Annotated in this window: 16 protein-coding genes; 13 read left to right on the forward strand and 3 right to left on the reverse strand. The window is 47.4% G+C overall.

From position 1 onward, the window contains the following. The 7 genes from BLT32_RS11695 to ung form a co-directional block, all read left to right on the forward strand. The coding region (locus tag BLT32_RS11695) for an IS110 family RNA-guided transposase (protein ID WP_143020967.1) at window positions 1-984 on the forward strand (984 nt) is incomplete at its 5' end. Window positions 985-1,293: 309 nt separating this feature from the next. Then, window positions 1,294-3,309, forward strand: coding sequence for a S9 family peptidase (locus BLT32_RS11700; protein WP_053954473.1), 2,016 nt, complete (start codon window positions 1,294-1,296; stop codon window positions 3,307-3,309). A gap of 73 nt (window positions 3,310-3,382) precedes the next feature. Further along, on the forward strand, window positions 3,383-4,072 hold the full coding sequence (locus BLT32_RS11705) for an acylneuraminate cytidylyltransferase family protein (protein ID WP_053954472.1): 690 nt from the start codon (window positions 3,383-3,385) through the stop codon (window positions 4,070-4,072). Beyond that, window positions 4,065-5,123, forward strand: coding sequence for an N-acetylneuraminate synthase (neuB, locus tag BLT32_RS11710; protein ID WP_053954471.1), 1,059 nt, complete (start codon window positions 4,065-4,067; stop codon window positions 5,121-5,123). Before BLT32_RS11705 ends, neuB begins: the two co-directional genes overlap by 8 nt. Beyond that, complete coding sequence (neuC, locus tag BLT32_RS11715) at window positions 5,123-6,262, forward strand: UDP-N-acetylglucosamine 2-epimerase (protein ID WP_053954470.1); 1,140 nt, start codon at window positions 5,123-5,125, stop codon at window positions 6,260-6,262. Before neuB ends, neuC begins: the two co-directional genes overlap by 1 nt. After that, window positions 6,249-7,310 carry a polysialyltransferase family glycosyltransferase gene (locus BLT32_RS11720; protein ID WP_053954469.1) on the forward strand — a complete coding sequence of 354 codons (1,062 nt, stop codon included), beginning with the start codon at window positions 6,249-6,251 and terminating at the stop codon, window positions 7,308-7,310. The genes neuC and BLT32_RS11720 overlap by 14 nt, the downstream gene beginning before the upstream one ends. A 57-nt stretch (window positions 7,311-7,367) precedes the next feature. After that, the gene (gene ung / locus BLT32_RS11725) at window positions 7,368-8,018 is read left to right on the forward strand and encodes a uracil-DNA glycosylase (RefSeq protein WP_053954468.1); all 651 of its coding nucleotides are present in this window, start codon (window positions 7,368-7,370) and stop codon (window positions 8,016-8,018) included. Between the two features lie 7 nt (window positions 8,019-8,025). Here ung and BLT32_RS11730 read toward each other — a convergent pair whose 3' ends face one another. Further along, window positions 8,026-9,186 (reverse strand): endonuclease/exonuclease/phosphatase family protein, encoded by a 1,161-nt coding sequence (locus BLT32_RS11730; protein ID WP_235444015.1) that lies wholly within the window; start codon window positions 9,184-9,186, stop codon window positions 8,026-8,028. A 429-nt stretch (window positions 9,187-9,615) separates the two neighbouring features. Here BLT32_RS11730 and BLT32_RS11735 point away from each other — a divergent pair, with 429 nt between their 5' ends. The 3 genes from BLT32_RS11735 to BLT32_RS11745 all read left to right on the forward strand — a co-directional run bounded on the left by BLT32_RS11735 (window position 9,616) and on the right by BLT32_RS11745 (window position 17,572). Next, complete coding sequence (locus tag BLT32_RS11735) at window positions 9,616-12,819, forward strand: TonB-dependent receptor (protein WP_053954466.1); 3,204 nt, start codon at window positions 9,616-9,618, stop codon at window positions 12,817-12,819. 121 nt (window positions 12,820-12,940) lie between these two features. Further along, complete coding sequence (locus BLT32_RS11740) at window positions 12,941-16,087, forward strand: TonB-dependent receptor (RefSeq protein ID WP_053954465.1); 3,147 nt, start codon at window positions 12,941-12,943, stop codon at window positions 16,085-16,087. A 96-nt stretch (window positions 16,088-16,183) separates the two neighbouring features. Next, entirely contained in the window at window positions 16,184-17,572 is a 1,389-nt protein-coding gene (locus tag BLT32_RS11745) for a Na+/H+ antiporter NhaC family protein (protein ID WP_053954464.1), read from the forward strand. A gap of 1 nt (window position 17,573) precedes the next feature. Here the strand turns inward: BLT32_RS11745 and tadA are convergent, their stop codons facing one another. Then, entirely contained in the window at window positions 17,574-18,050 is a 477-nt protein-coding gene (gene tadA, locus BLT32_RS11750) for a tRNA adenosine(34) deaminase TadA (protein WP_074668986.1), read from the reverse strand. 91 nt (window positions 18,051-18,141) lie between these two features. Between tadA and BLT32_RS11755 the strand changes: the two genes are divergently transcribed. From BLT32_RS11755 to BLT32_RS11765, 3 genes are read left to right on the forward strand one after another with little or no spacing between them, the layout of a single operon-like run. Next, window positions 18,142-19,452 carry an amidohydrolase gene (locus BLT32_RS11755; protein WP_053954463.1) on the forward strand — a complete coding sequence of 437 codons (1,311 nt, stop codon included), beginning with the start codon at window positions 18,142-18,144 and terminating at the stop codon, window positions 19,450-19,452. A gap of 1 nt (window position 19,453) precedes the next feature. Next, on the forward strand, window positions 19,454-20,821 hold the full coding sequence (mltF, locus tag BLT32_RS11760; RefSeq protein WP_053954462.1) for a membrane-bound lytic murein transglycosylase MltF: 1,368 nt from the start codon (window positions 19,454-19,456) through the stop codon (window positions 20,819-20,821). Beyond that, the gene (locus BLT32_RS11765) at window positions 20,821-23,391 is read left to right on the forward strand and encodes a zinc-dependent metalloprotease family protein (protein WP_053954461.1); all 2,571 of its coding nucleotides are present in this window, start codon (window positions 20,821-20,823) and stop codon (window positions 23,389-23,391) included. Before mltF ends, BLT32_RS11765 begins: the two co-directional genes overlap by 1 nt. On the opposite strand, the gene rfaH is transcribed toward BLT32_RS11765, so the two are convergent. Beyond that, window positions 23,384-23,881, reverse strand: a complete 498-nt coding sequence (rfaH, locus tag BLT32_RS11770) for a transcription/translation regulatory transformer protein RfaH (protein ID WP_053954460.1) — start codon at window positions 23,879-23,881, stop codon at window positions 23,384-23,386. The two genes, BLT32_RS11765 and rfaH, sit on opposite strands and share 8 nt — an antisense overlap. Window positions 23,882-23,986: the final 105 nt, after the last annotated feature.

Raw genomic sequence — 23,986 nt, forward strand, 5'->3', positions numbered from 1 at the left:
CAGGTTTTGGCGCTGGATGAAAATGAGCAGGAAGTGTTTAATAAAAAGCTGCGCAGCAACAAGGTGTTAGCGAAGCTGGCAACATTGAAACGTACAGATGACTGTGAAGTGGCGGTTGAGTCCTGCGGCATGAGTCATTACTGGCGCCGCGAATGTGAAAAACTGGGTTATAAAACGGTGGCGCTGCCACCACGCTTCGTCAAAGCGTATTTGCAGGGTGAGAAGAACGATGCAAATGACGCCCGGGCGATAGCCGAGGCGGCATCACGGCCTAATCGTCAGACGGTCAGGCTGAAAAGTATTGAGCAGCAGGATTTAGCTCTGATGGTGAATCAACGGGAAGGCTTCGTGCAGACGAGAACGCAGTTCTCGAACCGGCTAAGAGGCCAGCTGGCCGAATACGGCATTATTTTACCCAAGCGGGTGAGTACCATACTACAGAGAGTACCGGAGATACTGGAAGAGGACAGCAATGCGCTGACGCTTCAGTCCCGGGACTTAATCAACCGCCTGTATCAAATGCTTCGCACGGTGGACGAAGAGGTTAAAGCACTGGATAAGCGCTTAGCGGCACAGGCTGATAACAACGAAGACAGCCGCAGGCTGATGACGATACCGGGCATCGGCCCGATAACAGCAACATCGTTGTTGGCTCTGATAGGCGATGTGAATGAATTTAAGCGCGGCCGTAACCTGTCGGAATATCTGGGGCTGGTACCACGGCAAAACAGCAGCGGCGGCAAAGACCGTTTAGGTGGTATTACCAAAAAAGGCAATACCAAGCTGAGGACACTGCTGGTGCACGGAGCCCGCTCAGCGCTGCGAGTAGCGCAAAAACGGCAGGACAGACTGAGCCTCTGGGCACAGGATGTCGCTAAACGCCGGGGCAACAACGTTGCGGCAGTGGCACTGGCCAATAAGCACGCCCGGATAATCTGGGCGATGTTAAAGAATAAAGAAGATTACCGAATGACTGCTGCTTAACAGCAACAGCGTTCAGTAAAAGAGCAAAGCGAAGGTTCATTCCTTCCGGGAGTTGCAAACGTAAGCAGGATGGTAAAATAGGGTAAACCGACGGCAACTGAGACTGGATAGCGTCAGTACACTCAGTACGTTAGCCTGATAAGCCAGTTGCCGTGCGGAGTTCATCCAGGCCAGGTGCGCAAAGCGCACCATAAACAGGCCGTATATATGCGAGCGCCCCGACATTTACCACAGGCTCACGTTGCAAAAACGGGAGGGGACCATATATGACGTTATTTACGTCAGGTGTGATGTCTGAGGAGAACAACAATGAAAAAATGGGTAATAGCGGCAGCGGCGCTGGCAGTATCAAGTGCCTCAATAGCCCAAGAAAAGTTAGAATTAGAAGACGTTTTCACTCTAGAGTATGCATCGTCACCGACAATTCACCCAAGTGGTGAGTGGAGCGTATTTGTCCGCCAGTCTATGGACATACAAAACGACCGCAAAGTTGGGCGCTTATGGAGCGTACTACCGGACGGAGATATACGCCCGTTAACCGGCGAGCAAGGCAGTGAGAGCCAGCCAGTGTGGTCGCCAGATGGTAAGCGGTTAGCTTATGTTTCAACGGAAACCGGAAGCCCGCAAATTCATATCTATTGGGTGGACTCTGGCGAAAGCGCAGCCATTACTCAATTAACGAAAGCGCCGTCAGGCCTGAGTTGGTCGCCCGATGGTAGCCAAATCGCGTTTTCAATGTTTACGCCAAAACCTGAGCCTGCACCCGTAAGCTTGCCAGGAAAACCCGAAGGGGCCAACTGGACAACACCTCCAAAATATATTGATAAAGGCAATTACCGCTATGACGGTGGCGGCTATGCAGAAGACGGATATCAACAAATTTATGTTATTCCCGCTACTGGAGGCTCGCCCCGTCAATTAACCGAAGACGAATTCAACCATGGCGGTAATTTGGCCTGGTCGGCTGACGGAAAGCATATTTTCTTTTCGGCTAATCGTCGAGACGACGCATTCCTTAACCCTGTAAATAGTGAAATTTATCAGCTAACTGTTGCTAGCAAAGAGGTATCGCCAATTACTGACAGAAATGGACCAGACAGTTCACCTAAAGTGTCACCAAACGGCGATAAAATTGCGTATATCGGTTATGACGATGAAAAAATGAGCTATCAGATTACTAAGCTCTACGTCATGAATACCGATGGCACTGATATTGAAGTGCTAACGCCGGACTTAGATCGTAGCGTTACCGGTTTCGCGTGGGACTCTGACAGCCGTGGCATCTATTTCACTTATGACGACAACGGAATTGGGCAACTGGCACGAACGGACTTAAACGGCGAGCACACGCACTTAACTGACCGCGTGGGTGGCCTTTCTTACAGCCGACCCTATGGTGGAGGCGACTTCAGTGTTGCAAAAGGGGACAAAATTGCTTTTACCATTTCAAACCCAATGCGCCCGGCAGAGCTGGCATTATGGCAAGACGGTAACGTACAGCAAGTCACTCGCTTAAATGAAGATGCGCTGGGACATAAGCAGCTCGCGAAAGTAGAAGAAATACGCTACAAATCGAGCGTGGATGGCAGAGAGTTGCAAGGCTGGATTGCCTACCCACCGAACTTCGACAAAGACAAAGACTACCCGTTGATGCTGGAAATTCATGGCGGTCCACATACTAATTATGGTCCTCGTTTTGCGGCAGAAATTCAGTTATTTGCTGCGGCCGGTTATGTCGTGCTGTATACCAACCCTCGTGGCAGTACTAGCTATGGTGCTGATTTCGCCAATGAAATTCATCATAACTATCCAAGCGATGACTATAACGACCTTATGGACGGCGTTGACGCAGTTATTGAGAAAGGCTTTATTGACGAAGACGAGTTGTTTGTCACAGGCGGTAGTGGCGGCGGCGTACTAACAGCCTGGATAGTGGGTCACACTGACCGCTTTAAAGCCGCTGTTGTGGCTAAACCGGTCATTAACTGGTACAGCTTCGTACTGACTGCAGACATGTATAACTTCTTCTACCAGTACTGGTTCCCGGGCCTACCATGGGATAATATGGAACATTACATGGAGCGCTCGCCAATTAGTTACGTGGGTAACGTGACAACGCCAACGATGCTATTAACCGGTGAGAATGACTACAGAACGCCCATGTCGGAAACCGAGCAATATTATCAGGCCTTGAAATTGAAAGGCGTCGACACTGCTATGGTGCGCATTCAGGACTCAGGTCATGGCATTTATGCAAGACCAAGCAACTTGATGAATAAAGTTGCTTATATCTTACATTGGTTTGAGAAATACCGGGACGAATAACTCTGGTAGACTAAGTCACGGTAGAACGTGATAAACTATGAGATATTTGTAAGTCGTCAGGTCAACAAAACGAATGAATGTTGCATTGATAACCGCCCGCGGTGGCTCGAAAGGGCTGCCCGGGAAAAATATCGCGTTACTGAACGGCAAGCCGCTTATTGTCTGGACCATACTGGCCGCACAAAAGGCTGCGTCGGTTGATGCTGTTTATGTGTCGACAGAAGACCAGGCCATTGCTAAGGTCAGTCAACAGGCCGGAGTTCAGGTTATTCCGCGGCCGGCAGAGCTGGCACAGGACGACACCAGCAGCGAACCGGTTATTGCACACGCCATTAATTACTTAAAAAAGCAGCCACTTAACGTTACCAGCGTAACGTTGCTGCAACCCACGTCGCCGTTAAGATCCGCACAGCATATTGACGAGGCTTACCGTATTTATGCAAATAGCGACGCCAACTGCGTTTTAAGTGTTATTGAACCGGCGCATTCTGCTGCAAAAGCTTATAAACTGAACTCAGACGGTTCATTATCCGGACTTTTAAGCCTGGACGCACCTTACATGCGTCGTCAGGATCTTCCCCGTACCGTACATCCCAACGGTGCCATTTATATATTTAGTACAGCAGCCTTCGAAGCCGGCGGCGGTATTCCGCGGCAAAATGTCTACCCTTACATTATGAGCGAAGAGGCGTCTGTCGACATTGACAGAGCAAGTGACCTGCAACTTGCCGAACAGATTATGGAGAGAATGCAATATGGCTAACCCCCCGAAAAAACATCCAGTAATAAAAATTGGATCGCGCGAAATTGGCTACGACCATGACCCGGTTGTGGTGGCTGAAATAGGCATTAACCATGAAGGGAGCCTTGAAACGGCTTATGAAATGGTCGACGCGGCGGTCTCTGCGGGAGCGGAGATTATTAAGCACCAAACTCACGTAGTTGAAGATGAAATGAGCGCCGATGCAAAGAAAGTCATTCCGGGGAATGCCGATGTGTCTATCTACGAAATTATGGAGCGTTGCGCGTTGAATGAAGAAGACGAAACCAAGCTGAAAGAATACGTAGAGAGCAAAGGCGCCATATTCATCAGTACACCATTTTCACGCGCGGCCGCAGAGCGTTTAGAGCGTATGGGTGTTGAAGCCTATAAAATTGGCTCAGGTGAATGTAACAACTACCCGTTGCTGGAGCTTGTGGCATCTTATAAAAAGCCCATTATTCTTAGCACCGGCATGAACGACATTCCGTCTATTGCCAAAGCGGTAGATATTTTCCGTAAGCATGGAGTGCAATATGCGTTATTGCACTGCACTAACGTGTATCCAACACCCGATCATCTGATCCGGCTAGGCGCAATGAATCAGCTACAGGACGCTTTTGACGATGCTGTTGTCGGACTGTCAGACCACAGTATTGATAACCTGGCCTGCCTGGGCGCCGTAGCGGTGGGTGCCTCTATTCTTGAACGTCACTTTACTGACCACAAACAGCGCACCGGGCCGGACATTAACTGCTCTATGGACACCGAGGAGTGCCGCACGCTTATTCAGGAGTCCAAGCGAATGAAAGCAATGCGCGGTGGCCAGAAAGGTGCAGTAGCTGAGGAGCAGGTGACCATAGATTTCGCGTACGCTAGTGTTGTGACGATTAAACCTATTAAACAAGGTGAAACTTTTAGCCAGGATAATTTATGGGTTAAGCGTCCGGGAACAGGTCAATTTCTGGCAGACGACTATGAAAAGTTAATGGGTAAAACTGCTGCACGAGATATAGAAAATGATGTCCAGCTCCGCTCCGAGGATGTTCAGTAATGAAAAAAAAGATGCTTTTCGTCACCGGTACCCGTGCCGACTTTGGCAAACTGAAAAGTTTAATTGAAGTCACCGATAAAGCGGACGAATTTGAAGTTCAGCTGTTTATTACCGGCATGCACATGATGTCCCGCTACGGTATGACCTCAATAGAAGTCGAGCGCCTTAAAATAGCTTCAAGTTATAAGTACATTAATCAGAGCAAAAATGACACCATGGACGTAGTTCTGGCGAAGACCATAACGGGTTTGTCGGACTACATTCATGAGAATACCCCGGACGTAATTGTGGTTCACGGCGACCGGGTAGAGGCCATGGCCGGCGCCATTGTGGGCAGCTTGAACAACATTCTGGTGGCTCATATTGAGGGCGGCGAGGTGTCGGGTACAATCGACGAACTTATCCGTCATTCCATATCCAAAATGGCACACACGCACTTTGTGTCCAATAGCGAAGCTCAGGAGCGTTTGGTGCAGCTGGGAGAGGCTAAATCGTCCATTTTCACCATCGGCTCACCGGACCTTGATGTCATGAACTCGCCTAACCTACCTTCGCTGGATACAGTCAAAGAAAAGTACGATATTGTGTTTAAAGACTACTCGGTGTTTATGTACCATCCGGTGACCACCGAGCTCGAGTCGCTGGAGTCGAATATTAAGTCGACCGTTGATGCCATGCTGGAAAGTGATGAGAATTTCGTGGTGGTGTACCCCAATAACGACCACGGAACCGACACCATTCTGGCGGAGTTAAAACGCTGCGAGAACCATCCGCGTTTTCGCATTTACCCCAGTATTCGTTTTGAGTACTTCCTGGTTCTGCTGAAAAACGCCAATATGATCATCGGTAATTCAAGTGCGGGTGTTCGCGAAGCGCCGTTTTACGGCATACCTACCATTAATCTGGGTAGCAGACAGCAAAGCCGGGCTAGAGCGGAGTCCATTTTAAACGTAGACGAACAAACGCCAGCTATTTTAGAGGCCATAAAAACCTTTAAAAGCAAACGCTTTGATCCTTCTTCGGAGTTTGGTGATGGTAATAGTGCGGAGGGCTTTATAAGTACCCTACGCTCGGATGAATTCTGGGACATACCTAAGCAAAAAGTTTTTGTTGACTGGGAAAAACGTGAAACAAGTTAATTACTATTTTATTTCATCGCCGCTGCACCTGTTGTTCAGCGTAACCACGGCGTTGGGTCATAAAGATGACATTAATGTTGCGGTTATTGACTACTACCTTGAGAGTAATCGTCTGCTATTTACCCAGGCGCTGGAAAACAGTTCTATTTTTGAAACCGTTATTAGCTTTAGCGATGCGCATATAAAAAGTAAGCTTAGTAAGCGTAAAGCACGACTAAAAAGGCTGACCGATCTGGTTGCAGAAATGCCGCCGTCGCGGGTTTATACCGGCTCTGACCGAAGCGTTGAGTTTCAGTACACTATGCACCTGGCGACCCGCGGGAAAAACAGTGCCGAAGGCCATTATCTGGATGAAGGAACCCAAACCTATTTGGGGCACCGGCACATGCACAGCTTTGTGCATAACTACGTCGACCCTTTATTGAAGAAGCTGGCTTACGGTATGTGGTGGAGCAGTCCGCAGATGATAGGTGCGTCTAAGTGGATATCGACCATTCACGCAACCTTCCCTGAACTGATACACCCGGTTTTGCGGAACAAGAAAGTTGAGCCTATTTCAAAAGCGGCGTTTAAACTGCCCGAGTTCGATGAGTTTAATAAGAACCTGCTGGCGCTGGCGGATATTGACATAGAGCCGTTAAAGAATGTCGATTACGTTATTATATTAACGGGTGATTCTTTCTATAAAGACGTGAATGAACACCTCGACAGAATGGTGGATATTTTCAGTCGCAAAACTGAGAAAAACCGTATTGCGCTAAAAGCTCATCCGCGGTCAAATTACATTGAACATTTTAAAAAGAAACATCCGGAATTGGTGCATATCGACAACCGGGTTGGGTTTGAATTGCTACTACCTCAGTTTCCTGACTCCTGTACTTATGTTGGGGATGTCAGTTCAACATTGTTTACTATCCGTTGGTTGAGCGACAAACAAAATGTTATGGCTGTGAGGCTAGAGCAAAAAACTCCCGAGCATTTTTCAGGGCCACTGGCTAAATTGTTAAGCGAAGTTGGCGTAAAGCAGTTGAGTTATCAGGAATTGTAGCCTGACAAGAGCAAAGCACGTTGGATCCAGCACGACATTAAATAGAGGAATAAGATCATGCCCTGGAGTAGTCTTTTAGCCGAAGAAAAGCAAAAGCCGTACTTCAAAGAACTGTGGCAGCGTGTTGAGCAAGCGCGTCAGCAGACGGTCGTTTACCCACCTAAGGAAGAGGTGTTTAATGCGTTAAAGCTGACTGAACCCGAGCAGGTGAAGGTGGTTATTTTGGGGCAGGACCCTTATCACGGGCCAGGGCAGGCGCATGGGCTGAGTTTTTCTGTTAAAGAAGGCGTGAAGTTCCCGCCGTCTCTGCGCAATATGTTTAAAGCAATTGCTCTGGATTACCCAGGCACCGTACTCCCTCAACATGGAGACTTGACCGAATGGGCTCAGCAAGGCGTGCTCCTATTGAATACGGTACTTACGGTTGAGCAGGGGAAAGCGCACAGTCACGCAAGCTGGGGGTGGGAAACCTTCACCGATACCGTTATCAAAAAAGTGTCGGAAGCGACAGAGCATGTCGTGTTTTTATTATGGGGGTCGCATGCTCAGAAAAAGATCCCGCTGATTGATGGCACTAAGCATTACATTCTGACCGCGCCACACCCATCGCCCTTATCTGCGCATCGCGGCTTTTTTGACGCTAACCATTTCAAAAAAGCCAACGATTATCTGCAGCAACACGGACGACAGCCCATTAAGTGGGCGTAAAGGGCGTTTACTTCACAATATCTATCCACACCAAGCGGTGGTCAGAAGAAGCTTCGCGCTTTTGCATCATGTCGGCACCAGGCTCATTGTCAACGGGCCAGAAAACACCTGCATTTTTGACCACTAAGTCATCAGACGGTAGGGCATAGTCAACACGTTTGCGCCAAGCCGCTGTGTGAAATTGAGAACCCTCAATATCCGGAGAGTGCAGCTTACCACCCTGGCTTTGTGGTTTAACGTCATTGACCCGAGGGTGTTCAAGGAGCTGCTCAATAGCGCCGTCGACACCACCTGCGCCGGCTTGTGCGTTCATGTCTCCCAGAATTACAAAGCTAGCGTCTTCACCTAACCCGCCACGAACTCCGTTATCGTCATAAAGATAGTTATCGCGACCAGGTGTTAAATAATCAGCAAACAAACGTATTTCATCGTAGTTGCGCATTCCGTTACGGTTCTCAGGACCGTCAAAGACAGGCGGTACCGGGTGCGCCGCTAATAGGTGAATAACACGGTCCCCAATGTTTACCGGCACATCCCAGTGAGATTTCGAGCTCAACGGATACTGAGCCATAGCGTCTTCAGAGAACCAGGGCTCAGACGTTGGCTGCTTGTCTGAGTCATGTACATAAGGAATGTGGCGGCCCGGCATATCTTTCCATAGGAAATGCTGGAAGGTACGCGCGTCCTCAGCTATCAGAGGGTATTTTGACAAAATAACCATCCCGTATTGACCAGGGTACCAACCAAAAGCCCAGGCATCGTCACCAGAGCCACTGGCTTTGCCATCGCGGTTTAAATCGAAAGGTGAAGGCACACCAGTGTTAACAGGAGCAGTGTAGGCATAAGGGTAGTCAATAGTTGCCTGACCGTTTTGTGAAACTTCTAAATAATCACTGCGGAAAACATCAATACCTACGGCTTTATCAACGTAGTCAAACTCGTTCAGCAGGACCACATCGGGACGTACGCGTTGAAGTATTTCTGCAATACCACGAATTTGCTCATGGTTTTGCTCCAGAACACCGGGAAGAGGAGAGTTCTTCAGCATTGGAAGTTCATTTTCCGGCAAATAATTAGACGCGTCCATACTGACATTAAAGGTTGCAATACGAACCGTCTCAGGTTCGCTTTTGCCAGAACCTGCAAACGCAGAAAGAGAAGTGATCATAAAAAGTACAAATGTTGAGTATATTGAAAACCGCATAAAGCCCATGGGAATGCCTGTTTGAGAAACGCCTAAGACAATTAAGAAGAATAAAGGTTCCCAAAGCGCTAGGCAAGGGCGAATATTTTGATTAAAATATGTCACATATCTGACACATAAATGTCTTAGAAGCGTAATGAATCAAACGGCATACCCAACAGCTCCGACCACCAACCACAGTCTCGAGGCTTATCAAGTCATGAGCTTTCCTGTGATGAATCAGCTGTTATGCCGTGGGGCATCATCGAATAATAAACGAACGTCTTACTGGTGTTTTAAAAATAATCGTTTCACTTCTAAAACTTTCATCAAGTTGTCATCTTTCTTCTTTATAACATTTCGTCCTTTTCAGTCTTTATTTTTAATCGTTGCTAAAAAACTAGGAAATCACTCATGAAATTAAACTCCAAGGTGAGTCGAATTTCTGCAGCTGTTGCTTTAGCTGTAGGACTTTCGACAAGTGCTTTCGCTCAGGAAACATCATCATCTATGCGCGGTGTTATTACTGGCCCTCAGGGTAACCCGGCTGCAAATACAAAAGTTGTCATCATTCACCAACCAACAGGAACGGTTAATGAGTTTACAACTAACGAAGACGGTGTTTTCTCCGCTAAAGGTCTGCGTGTTGGCGGTCCTTATCAAGTTATCCTTGATTCCGATAAATACCGCGACGCGGTTTTAGAAGGCGTTTACCTTGATCTTGGAGACACATTCCGTGTTAGCCGTCAGTTAGAGTCAGCAGACATGGAGCGCTTAGTTGTTAGCGGCTCGGCTATCATGATGGAAAGCGGTGGTGCGAGCAGCAGCTTTGGTGAAGATACCATTGATAATATGCCAAGCTTCAATCGTGATCTGAAAGACGTCGCTCGCATTAACCCGCTAGTAACCATCAACGGCTCAGGTGAAATGACTATTGCTGGCGGTGACCCACGCATGAACAGCGTCACGGTTGATGGTATTGGCCAGAATGATGACTTTGGTCTGAATTATGGTGGCTACCCAACTGAACAGCCTCCCGTATCGTTAAGTGCTATTGAGCAAATATCAGTGGATGCCGCGCCGTTTTCTGTGAAAAAAGGCGACTTCTCAGGCGGTACTATTAACGCGGTAACTAAGTCAGGTACTAACGAGTTCGAAGGCGAGTTATTTTACGAGTTTTCTGACGCCGACTTAAAAGGTGACGTACAGGCGGTTCGAGAGAATTATGGTGACCTGGACGAAAACGGCTATCGTACATACCGTAATGAAGACATTGAGCCTAATCAGTCAATGTCGACTTTTGGCCTGTCTTTCGGCGGCCCTATTATTAAAGATGAGTTATTTTTCTTCACCAGTTATGAAGAATGGAGCCGTGAAATCGATTTAGACTACGGCTTTGAAGGCAGCGGCGCTACTAACGAGTTCTACGTTTCTGAAGCAGACTATAATGAATTTCTTCGTATATTAGACGAGCGTTATGGTATTCAGGATTCTCTAGGTGGGGACCCAGAGAGTAAAGATCGTAAGTGGTTAACTAAGCTAAGTTGGAATATTAACCAAGCTCACCGTCTAGATGTGACCTACCAGTGGCAGGATAACTCCGATGAGCGTAACTTCTCTACCGGTGGAGATTTTGTTCAGTTGGCTTCGCGCCGATACACATACCATACGCGCATGAACAACATCAGCGCTCGTTTATACAGTGACTGGTCTTCAAATTTCATTACTGAAATGGGTATCACCTACAAAGATGTGGAAGCTAACTCTTTAACTAACTCAGACATTGGTTCGGTTCAAGTAGACATGTTCTTCAACGGGCCTAGCTTTGCGTTTGGTACCGACGAATACCGCCACAGCAACGTTGCTAAGAATGACAATTTGACCTTCAATTTCGATGCAACTTACTTAATGGGTGAGCATGAAATTGTTTTTGGTACCCAAGTTGAGCAGTTAAGCCTTTACAACAAATTTGTTCCTAATGCTTTAGGGTCGTGGGAGTTTGATAACTTCTATGGTTTCGAAAACGGTATTGTTGGCAACTATAATGGCAACTGGGACTTCAGCTACCAGAATGCTTATACCAACAATCCGGAAGACGCGGCCTATGAAGTTGATAGAACTACGTTAGCGCTATATGTTGGTGATACGTTCTATGCAACGCCAAACTTGGAGATTAATGCTGGTTTGCGTTACGAGCGTTTAAGTTCTGACGACAAGCCAACATTAAACGAAAACTTCCAGGAAGCGTATGATGGCATGACCAACCAGGAAAACTTGGACGGTTTGGATATCTTCCTTCCGCGTATCAGCTTTAAGTATTATACCGACAGCAGTTTAGTGGTTCGTGGCGGTATTGGCCGTTTCTACGGCGGTGTTCCTAACGTTTGGTACACCAACCCATTCACAAAAGACGGTGTAACACTTGTACAAGCGCCGAGAAGCGCAGTTGTGGATTATTATTCGAACAACACCGTTACAAGTTTCGATGGTGTACCACAAGAAATTCAGGACGCGATGCAGCAAGGTGACGGTAGTACCAACTATACGGATCCAAACTTCGAGTTACCGAATGACTGGCGAGCTCAACTGGCTCTAGACTACGAGCTGGATATTCCTTACTTAGGTGATATGTTTAATGCGACTACGTCATTGATGTACAAACGCATGAAAGACCAGCCTGTTTGGTATAATACTGCGATAGTAGAAGCCGAAGTAATGGCTGACGGTGAACGTATTATTCATGAGTCTCGTTATGAGGGGGATCGCTCTCAAAACTCAGATATCATGTTAAGAAATGCACCGGAAGACGGTCGCGCTTACATTTTCTCGCAGTCTTTAGCAAAACAATGGAATAACGGGGTAAGCTTTACAGCAAGTTATACTTACCAAGATGTTGAAGATAATGGCGCTGGTTCTTCTTCACAGGCAGCAAGTAACTATAAGCACTATGTTGCTAAAAACCGTAACCAAGCATTTTCAGCAACGGGTAACTTTGAAACTGAACACAGCTTAAAAATTACTTTGGGCTATAAGAAAGAGTTCTTCGCGGACTATGAAACCCGTTTTAACCTGTTCTTTGAACGCCGTTCAGGTCGTCCGTTTAGCTATGCTATCGGCATGTATCAAGATGGCGACTTTGGGGATACGCCAGAGTTCTTCAGTCAATCAGCTTACCTGCCGTACATCCCGTCAGGTGCCGATGATCCTAACGTAGACTGGGAAAACTCAATTAGCTGGGAAGAAATGCAAATGCTGCTAGATAATGCGGGCATCTCTTACGGCGGTGAAGGTTATATACTTGACAGAAACACTCACAACCAGCCTTGGGTTACCGACTTGGATCTAAGCATTCAGCAAGAAATTCCAGGGTTTATGGATGGTCACAAAGGAATCTTATACTTAACCATCGACAACTTTGCTAACTTGCTGAACGATGATTGGGGCATCGAGCGCCGTCTTCAGTATCCGCAGGTTAACTTGTATGACTTGGGTGGCGTTAATGACGAAGGTCAGTATCAAATTGACCCTGTTTATAGAGGCTACTATCCGAATAACTACAGTACTGTCGACATGAGCTCCTCCTGGAGTGCCAAATTAGGTGTTCGTTACACCTTCTAAATTAAACAGCCTCGCAACTCGTTGCGGGGCTTTTTTTTGGATAAATTTCACACAAATGTCACAAATGAGCTATACCCTTATTTGTGCTAAAAACCAAAACAAAACTGGGAAGAACGAAACTATGTTTAACTCTACTTTCAAGCGTACAGCTCTTGCGGCTGCTATTGCTATGGGCCTTAGCGGTGCTGCTATTGCTCAGGAAACATCATCCAGCATCCGTGGTGTGGTCACAACGGAATCTGGGCAAATGGTGTCTGGTGCTACCGTCCAAATTCGTGACGAACGTACCGGCAGTGTGAAAACGCTGCGCTCGAATGAACAAGGAACGTTTTCATCACGTGGTATGCCAGTAGGCGGTCCATACACTATTGTTGTAGAAGGTCCTGAAGGTAGAAACCAAGTTGTTGAAGATGTTTACCTTACCCTGGGTGACTCACAGAATGTGAATGTGCGTTTAGAACAAGAAGTCATGGAAACCCTGAGTGTGACAGGCTCTATGACCAGTAACGCGCTATACGGTAGCAACAGTCCGGCAGCGAACTTTAACTTGCAAGACTTAGAAAATGCACCTTCAGCAAATCGTGATTTAAAAGATGTCGTTCGCATTGACCCACGTATCTATATTAATGAAACCAACGCTGGAGATATTCAGTGTGGTGGTGCTAATCCGCGCTTCAACAGTTTGACTGTTGATGGCGTTCGCATGAATGATAACTTCGGTCTGAACAGCAGTGGTTATCCGACCGAACGTATGCCGTTTTCTTATGACGCGATTGAACAAGTCGCTGTTGAATTTGCGCCATTCGATGTTCAGTACGGCGGTTTCACTGCTTGTAACATTAACGCTGTAACTAAGTCTGGTGACAACGAAATGTTTGGCGGTGTGTTCTATGACTATACGAATGACTCTTTGCAGGGCGACGAGTTAGAAGGCGACAAAATTAACGTTGGTGACTTCAGTGAAAAGCGTTATGGCTTCAACCTTGGTGGCGCAATTTTAGAAGACAAACTGTTTTTCTTTACCTCTTATGAAAAGCTCGAAGGTTCAGACACTTTTGATCGCGGAGCAGAGGGCTCTGGCGCTGCTACCGAGGTGGCGGGAGTTACTACTGCAGATGTTGAGAGAATTGCGACTATTGCTCAAGATATCTATGGCTATAATCCAGGTGGCTTCCCGTCTAGCCTGCCTGTTGAAGACGAAAAGTTCCTGGCCAAGTTAGATTGGTACATAAGTGACGCACACCGTGCTTCACTAACTTACAACTATAACGATGGTTACTCTATCGCTGAATCTGATGGTGATTCAGATGAGCTTGAGTTTTCTAATCACTTCTACGAGCGTGGTTCTAAGTTTACCTCCTATGTCGGTGAGTTATATTCAGACTGGAGTGATAACTTCTCAAGTGAAGTACGTGTTGGTTACTCAGAGCTTGATGCACGAGTTAATCCTCTTGGCGGAACCGACTTTGGTGAAGTACAAATTAGTGTGAACGATGCAACGGTTTATTTAGGCGCAGACGACTCTCGCCACGCCAATAAACTTAAGTACGATACCACGTTCTTTAAAATGAAAGGTACGTACTTGCTAGGTGACCATGTTATTTCTGCTGGTATCGAGCGTGAAGAGTACGACGTTTTCAACTTGTTCGTGCAGGAAGCAGAAGGTGAATATCGCTTTGCTTCTATCGATGATTTTGAAGCAGGAACACCTGGCACAGCAATTTATGAAAGTGCGGCAGGTACTAATAATCCACAGGATGCGGCTGCTGAGTTTGCATACGCGGTGAATACGGCTTATGTCCAGGACGAGTACTATTATGCGCCAATGGATATCACGTTCACTTACGGTTTGCGTTATGACTGGTACACAAGTGATGACTACCCAACTTACAACCCGTTAAATGAAGAGCTTTATGGTTTCTCAAACCAGCAAAACATGGGTGATCAAGACTTGCTTCAGCCTCGTTTTGGTTTTAACTGGTTCGTGAACCCGAATATTGAAGTACGCGGTGGTATTGGGCTGTACTCAGGTGGTAATCCAAACGTTTGGATTTCTAACAACTACTCGAATAACGGTGTGACTCAGTATCAGGCCTTCCGCGACTTCTCAGGACAGTCATTGTTTGATGTGCCACATACTGGTGAAGGAAACCCTATTTACGATATTCCTCAGGGAATGTTTGATGAGGTTGCCAATGCTGGCGGTCAGGGACCAATTAATACAATGGATCCTGATTTCGAACTTCCTAAAGAGTGGAAATACGCTTTAGGTGCAACTTTCACACTGCCTGATGATTATATCTTAATGGCAGACTTCCTATATACGGATAAGAAAGATGCAGCTGTTATTTATAACCTAGGTCTGGAACAAGTTGATACAGCGCCAGATGGCCGTCCAATTTTCAATGAAATGTCAACTGATGGTCGTGATCAAGGCGACGACTTTATGCTGACCAATGTGGATGGCGACTCAGGCTCTCAAACTACGTTGTCTTTGGCGTTAAACAAGTCACATGACTTCGGTCTAGACTGGACATTAGGTTACGCTTATAACAAAGCTGAAGACGTTAACCCGATGACTAGCTCAGTGTCGTTCTCGAACTACACTAACCTGGCAACAGCAAACGCTCAGAACCCAGGTGTGGCAACGTCAAACTACGAGATTCCGCATCGTTTTACATTCAAAGCCAACTACACTAAAGAGTTCTTTGATGGTTACGACACGACAGTTACTTTATTTGCAACTCGCAATAAAGGCCGCCCATTCTCTTATACCATGACAGATGGTGCGTTTGGCGATGTCGCTTATCAGGGACGTAGCTTGCTGTATGTTCCTACCGGTATCGATGATCCGAACTTCGCTGTTGGTTCAGACGACGGTACGCCGTTTGCGACTGCTGACTTCTTTGAGTTCTTAGAAGAGTCTGGCTTGAACAAGTACGCTGGCGGTATTGCGCCACGCAACGAGTTCAACAGTAAATGGTGGACGAAAGTTGACTTGCGCTTAGAGCAAGAACTGCCTGGCTTCATGGAAGGACATAAAGCCTCAGCATTCTTCGTGATTGAAAACTTAGGCAACATGATTAACGACGACTGGGGTGTGCTTTATGAAGCAAGCTTCCCACGAGCAGTCACTATTGCTGACGTTGAGATCAATGATGCTGGTCAATACCAGTACAACTCATTCCGCGATGTGAGTAACGTACAAGCTCGTGCCGGCGCGCCGTCACTATGGTCTGTCCGTTTAGGTGTTGAATATAAGTTCTAAACAGGTTTAACACCTCCGAATAAACCGCCGTTGGTATTGCCCGCGGCGGTTTATTATTTTAACCTCCCTATATCAAACACAACCTAACGTACCCACATGGAACTGAGCTGGACGAGCCTTTTACCTTCCCTGCTGGCAATTGTCTTTGCCATTATTACCCGAAAAGTTTTGTTAGCCCTTATTGGCGGCATTATTCTGGCGAATGTTCTACTGTTCTGGCCTGCTCCGTCAAATATTGCTTATGGCACGCTCGACAGTACCTGGGAAACACTTATTGACCCGGGCAACATGCTGGTGTGGTTTTTCACGCTGGGTATTGGCGCACTATTTGGTGTACTGGAAAAAGGTGGGACTTTTAAGCAATTCGTATTGAAGCTCGAGCGTAAGCAGTGGATAGAAAGTAAGCGCCGAGCGCGTTTTATGACCTGGTTTCTCGGTGTCATTGTTTTTATTGAATCCAACGTGACTATCATGATTTCAGGCACTACCTCGCGGCCTATTTATGATCGACTGGGCATTTCTCGTGAAAAACTTGCCTACATTGTCGACTCAACCTGCGCAGCCATTTGTATTCTTATTCCGCTGAACGCCTGGGGAGCATTTAACTTAACGCTTATTTCAAAGCAGGGCGTTGATCAGCCACTCATGGTGTTTATTCAATCTATTGCTTTTAATTTCTACGCCATATTTGCCGTTTTGCTGGCGTTGTTCGTGGCCTTATTCGACTGGAATATTGGTCCTATGAAAGCGTTTGAGAAAAATGCCGTACCCGATCAAGTCTCTAAAAACCCCTGGGGAGACGGCCCTGACGAAACAGCGACTTTCGGCAAAGGCACGGCGGTTGTGCTGACCAGCCTCATTTCCTTAGTCGTTATGGTGCCAGTTATGTTGCTTATCACCGGGAACGGGGTCTTGGTCGAAGGTGACGGTACGCTGAGTGTCTTTATCGCCATATACATAGCATTGGGCATTGCAAGTATCGGTACCTTGCTGACGCAGTCGGTGACCATTAAAGATATCGTCGAGTACATACTAAAAGGTGCCTGGAATATTTTGCCGTTGGCTGTCATTTTGTGGTTGTCGATAGCGCTTGGTGGACTGACACGCGACTTGGGTACAGGTGAGTTCCTGGCGTCTGTCCTGGACGGTTCGGTGTCGCTATGGATGCTGTTACCGCTTATTTTTGTACTGTCGGCAATTACCGGCTTTTCCATAGGCTCAAGCTGGGGCACTTTTGCCATAATGTTGCCGCTGGCTATTCCTTTGGCAATGACACTTGGTTTGCCACCCGCGCCGTTTATTGCCGCCGCTATTTCGGGAGGTATTTTCGGCGACCATGCATCGCCGATATCGGATACCACCATTATTGCCTCTATGGCCTCAGGCGTTGAGCATATTGATCACGTCAGAACACAATTGCCGTACGCTTTAATTGCAGGTGTTGGCGCGACTCTGGCTTATGCGGCAACCGGGCTGTTAATGTAATTTATGGATTAGAGGGTTTGGCGGCTGACTTGCGGCGTGCCCGGAAAAAACGCCGCAAAATGTCACCACATTCGTCCGCCAAAACGCCGCTTTCAATCTCTACTTTGTGATTCATCGACGCATGGTTGAGCACTTCAATAGCCGTGCCGGTAGCCCCGGTTCGGGGGTCGCTGGCGCCAAACACTAAGCGCTTAACCCGGGCGTGAGTAATAAGCCCGGCGCACATCGCACAAGGCTCTAACGTAACGTATAGAGTGGAGTCGACTAACCGATAATTATCAATAGACTGTCCCGCTGCACGAATCGCTTGTGCTTCTGCATGGGCGGACGGGTCCGATAGGCTAATAACCTGATTATAGCCTTCGCCAATAATCTCGTCGTTTAGCACTAGCACCGCACCAACCGGCACTTCGTCCGCTTGTTGCGCTTTTTCGGCAAGCTCTAGTGCTCGCTGCATGTAAATTTCATCGGTTGTCATAGCGGCGATTTTAGCGCAGGATATTAACCAGTACCAGAACAACAATCCGTATCCATACGGAGGTTCCTGTCAGGAACAAAAGGAGAACATTATGAAAAAGCTTGCTATCAGTTTATTGTTGGCCAGTAGCGCCACTTTGGAAGCATTTACTCTGCCGGCTCAGGCAATGGTGCAGCAGTCGCCAGTGACTATCAGCAATGACTTAGAGCAGCAAGTCATTGAGTGGCGCCGTCATATCCATGCGAATCCAGAGCTCAGTAACCGGGAGTTTGAAACTGCCAAAATGGTGGAAAAACACTTACGGTCATTGGGGATGGAAGTGGCGACAGGCGTTGCTCATACCGGTGTCGTTGGGCTGTTAAAAGGTGGCAAATCAGGACCCACTATCGCACTCCGTGCCGACATGGACGCCTTGCCGGTAACAGAAAAAACCGATGTGCCGTTCAAGTCGACAGTTACCTCTGAATACCGGGGCAAAGAGGTTGGCGTTATGCATGCCTGTGGCCACGATACTCACGTTGCTATGTTAATGGGCGCAGCGACCAAACTGTCGGAAATGAAAGACCAGTTGGAAGGTAACGTTATGTTTATCTTCCAGCCAGCAGAAGAGGGCGCGCCAGAAGGAGAAGAGGGCGGAGCAGAACTTATGCTAAAAGAAGGTTTGTTTGGCGACCTTATTGCTGAGAACAAACCCGAGAAAGTGTTTGGTATTCACGTTTGGGCGGGCTTTCCGACCGGGCATGTGGGTTATCGGAAAGGCCCGCTTATGGCGTCGTCCGATCAATTTGAAATTACGGTGAAAGGTAAACAAACTCATGGCTCAACTCCATGGGGCGGTGTTGATCCAATCGTAACTTCTGCGCAAATCATTAATAACGCACAGACTATTATTAGTCGCCAAACGAACATTACCAAAGCACCAGCGGTACTCTCTTTTGGTATTGTTGAAGGCGGCGTTCGTAACAACATTATTCCCGACGATGTGACGCTTATTGGTACTATCCGTAACTTCGACATGGACATTCGCAGTGATATTCACGCGAAGTTAAAGCACACTGCAGAGAAAACAGCGGAAGCTAATGGTGCAGAAGCTCATGTACATGTTGATTTAGGCTATCCGGTAACGAGTAATGATGACGACCTCGTAGAGCAGATGCTTCCGGTAACGAAAGCTGTAGCTGGCGCAGACAAAGTCAAAGAAGTGCCTTTAGTGACAGGAGCAGAAGACTTCTCTTACTACGCACTGGAAGTGCCCGGGATGTTTGTCTTCTTGGGAGTAACACCACCTGAGCGAGACATGAGCAAAGAGCCCAGCAACCATTCGCCCTACTTTTATGCGGACGAAGATGCGCTTAAAACAGGTACGGAGCTTTACGTGAATTGGGCGCTGGAATCACTCTAATATGCCGAAGTCTGCAGTTTATTTTTTAGTAACCTTGTTTCTGGCCGTCACAACATTGACGGCCTGTACCCCTCAAACCCGGCCAGATGCTATGACGGTTGTGCAGGAGCGTCAGGTACTTCGCGTTGGGACATTAATGAATCCAACCAGTTATTACTTCGACCATGACCGGGAACAGGGCTTTGAATATGATTTAGCAAAACGTTTTGCTGATAGGTTAGGCGTCGAACTGGAAATGGTGCCGCGGTTCGACATAAATGACTTGTTTACTATGTTGCGACGCGGGGAAGTCGATATTGTAGCTGCTGGCATCGATAGAACGTCGACACGGGCACAGTTGTTCCGTTTTAGCCCTCCTTACGACGTTATTAGCCAAAAAGTAGTGTTTAAACAGGGCTCTCGTCAGCGCCCGCGAGACTTACAACAAATTACCGACGGTGAAATTGTTGTTGTTGAGGGAAGCTCGCACCATGAGTTTTTGAAAAGCTTGGGAGACAGTATTCCCACACTAAAGTGGCGCGCCACTACCGATCATGACGCCGTTGAATTGCTACGTATGGTTATTAATGAAGAAATTGACTACACCATTACAGACAGCACGGCGCTAGACATTCAGCGCCGCTTTCATCCAGATTTAAGCGTGGCATTTACGGTTAAACACGACCAGGACATTGGCTGGGCGTTACCACAAAGCAATGATGACTCTCTATATGCAGCCGTTATAGAGTACTTTGGTGAAATTCGCAGTAGTGGGCGGTTGGCGCACATAAAAGAGCAGCATTTTGGGCACGTAAAACAGTTTAACTATGTAACGACCAGCCTATTTATAGAGGCAGTAGATACCATACTGCCGAAATACAAAAGTTTATTTAGAGAGCATTCAGGCACTCTGGATTGGCGCTTACTGGCAGCTATTTCTTATCAAGAGTCTTTGTGGAATCCGCGGGCGGTGTCACCAACCGGCGTGCGAGGCATGATGATGCTAACACTACCGACAGCAAAAGCGATGGGCGTGAAAAGTCGCTTGAATGCAGAGCAGAGTATTCGCGGGGGAGCACGTTATTTAGAGCGTATGTTAGAGCGGGTGCCTGATAGAATTCCTCAGCCAGACCGCACCTGGTTTGCATTAGCCGCGTATAATATTGGCTTCGGGCATTTGGAAGATGCACGCATTCTGACCGAAAAGCAGGGCGGCAATCCAGACCGCTGGGTCGATGTTAAGAAGCGTCTGCCGTTATTGCGTCAGAAGCAATTTTATCGACAAACACGGTTTGGTTTCGCACGAGGCGACGAGCCTGTCACTTACGTTGGTAACATTCGCCGCTTTTACGACACCCTTAAGTATTTAGACGAACAAGGCCGACTTTAATGAAAAAAATAGCTGCTGCGGTAATCGTCGCTCTAACACCAATATTTACCTGGGCTCAAAGCTTGGGGGATACTATCCAGTTGGATGTCAACGGCGAGTCTATTGAAGCGACGCTTGCGGAACGACTTTCTTCACAAAATAGCTATCGTCTGACCTTTGAAACCAGCAGCGGCGACACGCAACACCTTGGCTTTATGCACAAACGAGGTGAGAACCAGCTTATTTCAATAACTCACCCAAAGGCGGGCTCCGTGATTATTCGCACGGTAAAGGGTAAAACGGTAGTAGAAACCACCAATTTACCGCCGGCAGAGCCTAAACAACCTAAAATTGAGGGAAAGACTCCAACGAGCGTGAAGGCACAAGCCCTGCCTCAGAAGTCTTACTCCATCAAAAAATCGGTCGCTCCAGCGGATGAGGTTCAGTTATTTGATAACTCACTCGATGTTTTGTTTATCTATGATGACCGGCTGCTAGGGTACGCCGAGGAGAACAATTACGATTTAGAGCTGGCTGTCCAAAGTGCGGTAGATACAAGTAACGAGATATTTGAGCGATCAAACCTTCCTATCTCTATGACTGTGGCTGGCTTGGAGCCTTTCAGACCGGAGAGCACAACCGGCTTTCCTAATGAAACCCCGGATACCATACTGGATGAACTCATTAATGATCAGCGGGTAATAAGACTGATAGATCGCTACAAAGCCGACGTAGTGCATTTTGTGGGGGCTGAAAACCCCGAGCTTTGCGGCATTGCGTTTAGAGCCTCCGAGTTTAATACCAGTGACAATAAAGTGAATTATGTTAGTGGTGGCTCAAACGCAGGTTATACCGCTATAGACTGTATGGGGAGCGGTACTGTTGCGCATGAAGTTGGGCACAATTTTGGCTTGCGACATGATCGCTATACTCTCGCAGACAATTCAAGTGGCGGTGAAGGAGACCAGGAAGACTTCCATATTCCTTATGGCTATATTGAGGACGAGGGACGTTTCTACACAACCATGTCATATGGTTCAGTTTGCCGCAGTGAGTTTAGCTCTGGTGAGTGCTTCAGTGAAGCAGCATTTTCAAGCCCAGACATTGTCGATAGCAACTATGGCTTACCGTTAGGAAAGGCAGAAACGGAGGTTGATGCTGCCAATGCAAGCTTAGCCGCTCAGCGTAGCAGTATTATTTGGTCGAATAACAGCTCAAGAACGAATTTGGCAGGAATGCAAGTCACCCGCTCAGGGAATGATGAGGTAACGCTGACGTGGCCGAGAGTTGAGGGTGCGGACAACTATGCGATTTATGCCAATGCGTGTGGAGATATTGCTGGGTTATCTCAGCAGCAACTTCTTGATACCGCGTCTAATCAGGCCATTAACACCAATGGGGCTGAAACTTTAGCTGACGGAGGTTATGACAACCTGTGCATTATCGCCGTCGAGCAAATCAATCCTGATACAGCCCGCTGGCGCTTTGTTAGCAATGCCAGCTTTAGTGGTGACTACACCGACGCAGCGGCTAATTATCTCTTACTGAATAATAATGTTCTCAGTCTGGTTGAAGCCGGTGATCAGGCGCAGGTTACTCTCGAGTTGTCTGATGAAACCACTACCAACGCCTCTCTTCAGTTGGCTCTGCCGGTAACAGCCAGCGGCACCGACGTCAGTCAGCAAATAGGCATCGACAATGCGGCTGAATGGTTCAGCTGGGAAGTAACCGGCTCAGGCACTACTCGAACAATGACAGTAACCCTTAAACAGTCACTGGCTGATATTAGTGCCGGCCTGGACAAAGACAATGTTCACAACCCATATCATCTGCCGTTAAAAGTAGTGAATACTGAGGCGCCAGACTTCTCCGTGTCCAGCGGTTTATGGATTGATCCTGACAGCATGACAGGTGGTGCCGCACAAGCATTTATTAGTCAGGGTGAGCGTGTTGGAGAGGTCATGACGCTGGACTCTGCGATTAGCGTTTATAATGTACCTGAGGACGTTGCTATTACGGTGGACGACACCGACGGCGTTATTCAAAACTTTACCGCAGCAGAAATTGATCCGGCCGTTGAAGGCGAGCGTCGTATTCAATTAACTGGTGAAACACCGGCCGTCGACCAGGCGTTGTCCGTACCACTACAAGTGAACTTTAGCGACGGGAGTGGCAGCATTAATGTGTCTTTGACAGTGGAACCAAGAGCCATAGCGCCCACTATACGAAGCTTCCGCGCAAGCAATACTATCGCTGGACAGACTGTGTCGCTAACTGCAACTGTGACTGATGCTGACGGAAACTTAGAGGCATCCAGCATTGAGGTCGTTAGGCTAAACAGTGACGGCAGTGAAACCAGTGTTTCTAACGTCAATTATGAAGGTGATACTGTCTCCGCGTCATTAGGTAGTCTGTCAACCGGCGATTATGAATACCGACTGACCGCAAGCGACACCGAAGGGAACAGCGAAACCGCAACAACCAGCTTCACCGTTACAGAAGCTTCGTCAGGAAGTAGCGGCGGTAATGCCGCCTGGTTACTGTTATTGGCTCCAATAGCTTGGTTGGTGCGACGCAAAAGCGTTACTTAAACTGAAGCTCTTTGTAACTGAAGTTGGCTTTAACTTCTTTTTGCATCCACTCGAGCATGACGAAGCATCGTGACTCGCCGTCAAGCTGAACAATTTTGGCAAGGAAGCCACGGAACGGCCCTTGCTGAATTTCAACGCTGTCACCCACTTTTGGGGCTTGCTCATCTGTCAGCTCGTCAACGCCTTTCATTTCATCGACCCACTGCTGTGGAATTTTGGGAATATTGTTACCAAACCGAAGCACACCGGCAACACCGTAAGTACTTCGTATCTTATAAAACTGCTCGATAATATCGTCTAGCTTCACAAATAAATAATTCGGGAACATAGGCTCAACAACCGACGTGCGAACGCCGCGGCGAATTTTTTTCACCGTTAACTTAGGCGCAAATACTTCAAAACCCTGGTTTTCAAGATTTAATGCAGCGCGTTCTTCCTGTTTAGGTTTCGTCCGAATAACGTACCAAACATCACTGTCGAGCTCGTTCATAACACATCCTTTCCTTTGTTGGCGGCGGATCTTTCCATATTAGCCTATACGACGCAAGCGTATTGACTTGAACGTCAATTCAAGGCATCTTAACGCAAAATTAAC

The sequence above is a fragment of the Idiomarina zobellii genome (genome assembly GCF_900100855.1).
GTDB lineage: Bacteria > Pseudomonadota > Gammaproteobacteria > Enterobacterales > Alteromonadaceae > Idiomarina > Idiomarina zobellii.

What these genes read in the sequence shown, in the direction of transcription:
- BLT32_RS11735 (WP_053954466.1), top strand. Translation starts at nt 9,616, where the DNA reads ATGAAATTAAACTCCAAGGTGAGTCGAATTTCTGCAGCTGTTGCTTTA.
- BLT32_RS11740 (WP_053954465.1), top strand. Translation starts at nt 12,941, where the DNA reads ATGTTTAACTCTACTTTCAAGCGTACAGCTCTTGCGGCTGCTATTGCT.
- mltF (WP_053954462.1), top strand. Translation starts at nt 19,454, where the DNA reads ATGCCGAAGTCTGCAGTTTATTTTTTAGTAACCTTGTTTCTGGCCGTC.
- ung (WP_053954468.1), top strand. Translation starts at nt 7,368, where the DNA reads ATGCCCTGGAGTAGTCTTTTAGCCGAAGAAAAGCAAAAGCCGTACTTC.
- BLT32_RS11765 (WP_053954461.1), top strand. Translation starts at nt 20,821, where the DNA reads ATGAAAAAAATAGCTGCTGCGGTAATCGTCGCTCTAACACCAATATTT.
- BLT32_RS11755 (WP_053954463.1), top strand. Translation starts at nt 18,142, where the DNA reads ATGAAAAAGCTTGCTATCAGTTTATTGTTGGCCAGTAGCGCCACTTTG.
- neuB (WP_053954471.1), top strand. Translation starts at nt 4,065, where the DNA reads ATGGCTAACCCCCCGAAAAAACATCCAGTAATAAAAATTGGATCGCGC.
- BLT32_RS11745 (WP_053954464.1), top strand. Translation starts at nt 16,184, where the DNA reads ATGGAACTGAGCTGGACGAGCCTTTTACCTTCCCTGCTGGCAATTGTC.
- BLT32_RS11730 (WP_235444015.1), bottom strand. Translation starts at nt 9,186, where the DNA reads ATGATCACTTCTCTTTCTGCGTTTGCAGGTTCTGGCAAAAGCGAACCT.
- rfaH (WP_053954460.1), bottom strand. Translation starts at nt 23,881, where the DNA reads ATGAACGAGCTCGACAGTGATGTTTGGTACGTTATTCGGACGAAACCT.
- BLT32_RS11705 (WP_053954472.1), top strand. Translation starts at nt 3,383, where the DNA reads ATGAATGTTGCATTGATAACCGCCCGCGGTGGCTCGAAAGGGCTGCCC.
- BLT32_RS11700 (WP_053954473.1), top strand. Translation starts at nt 1,294, where the DNA reads ATGAAAAAATGGGTAATAGCGGCAGCGGCGCTGGCAGTATCAAGTGCC.
- tadA (WP_074668986.1), bottom strand. Translation starts at nt 18,050, where the DNA reads ATGACAACCGATGAAATTTACATGCAGCGAGCACTAGAGCTTGCCGAA.
- neuC (WP_053954470.1), top strand. Translation starts at nt 5,123, where the DNA reads ATGAAAAAAAAGATGCTTTTCGTCACCGGTACCCGTGCCGACTTTGGC.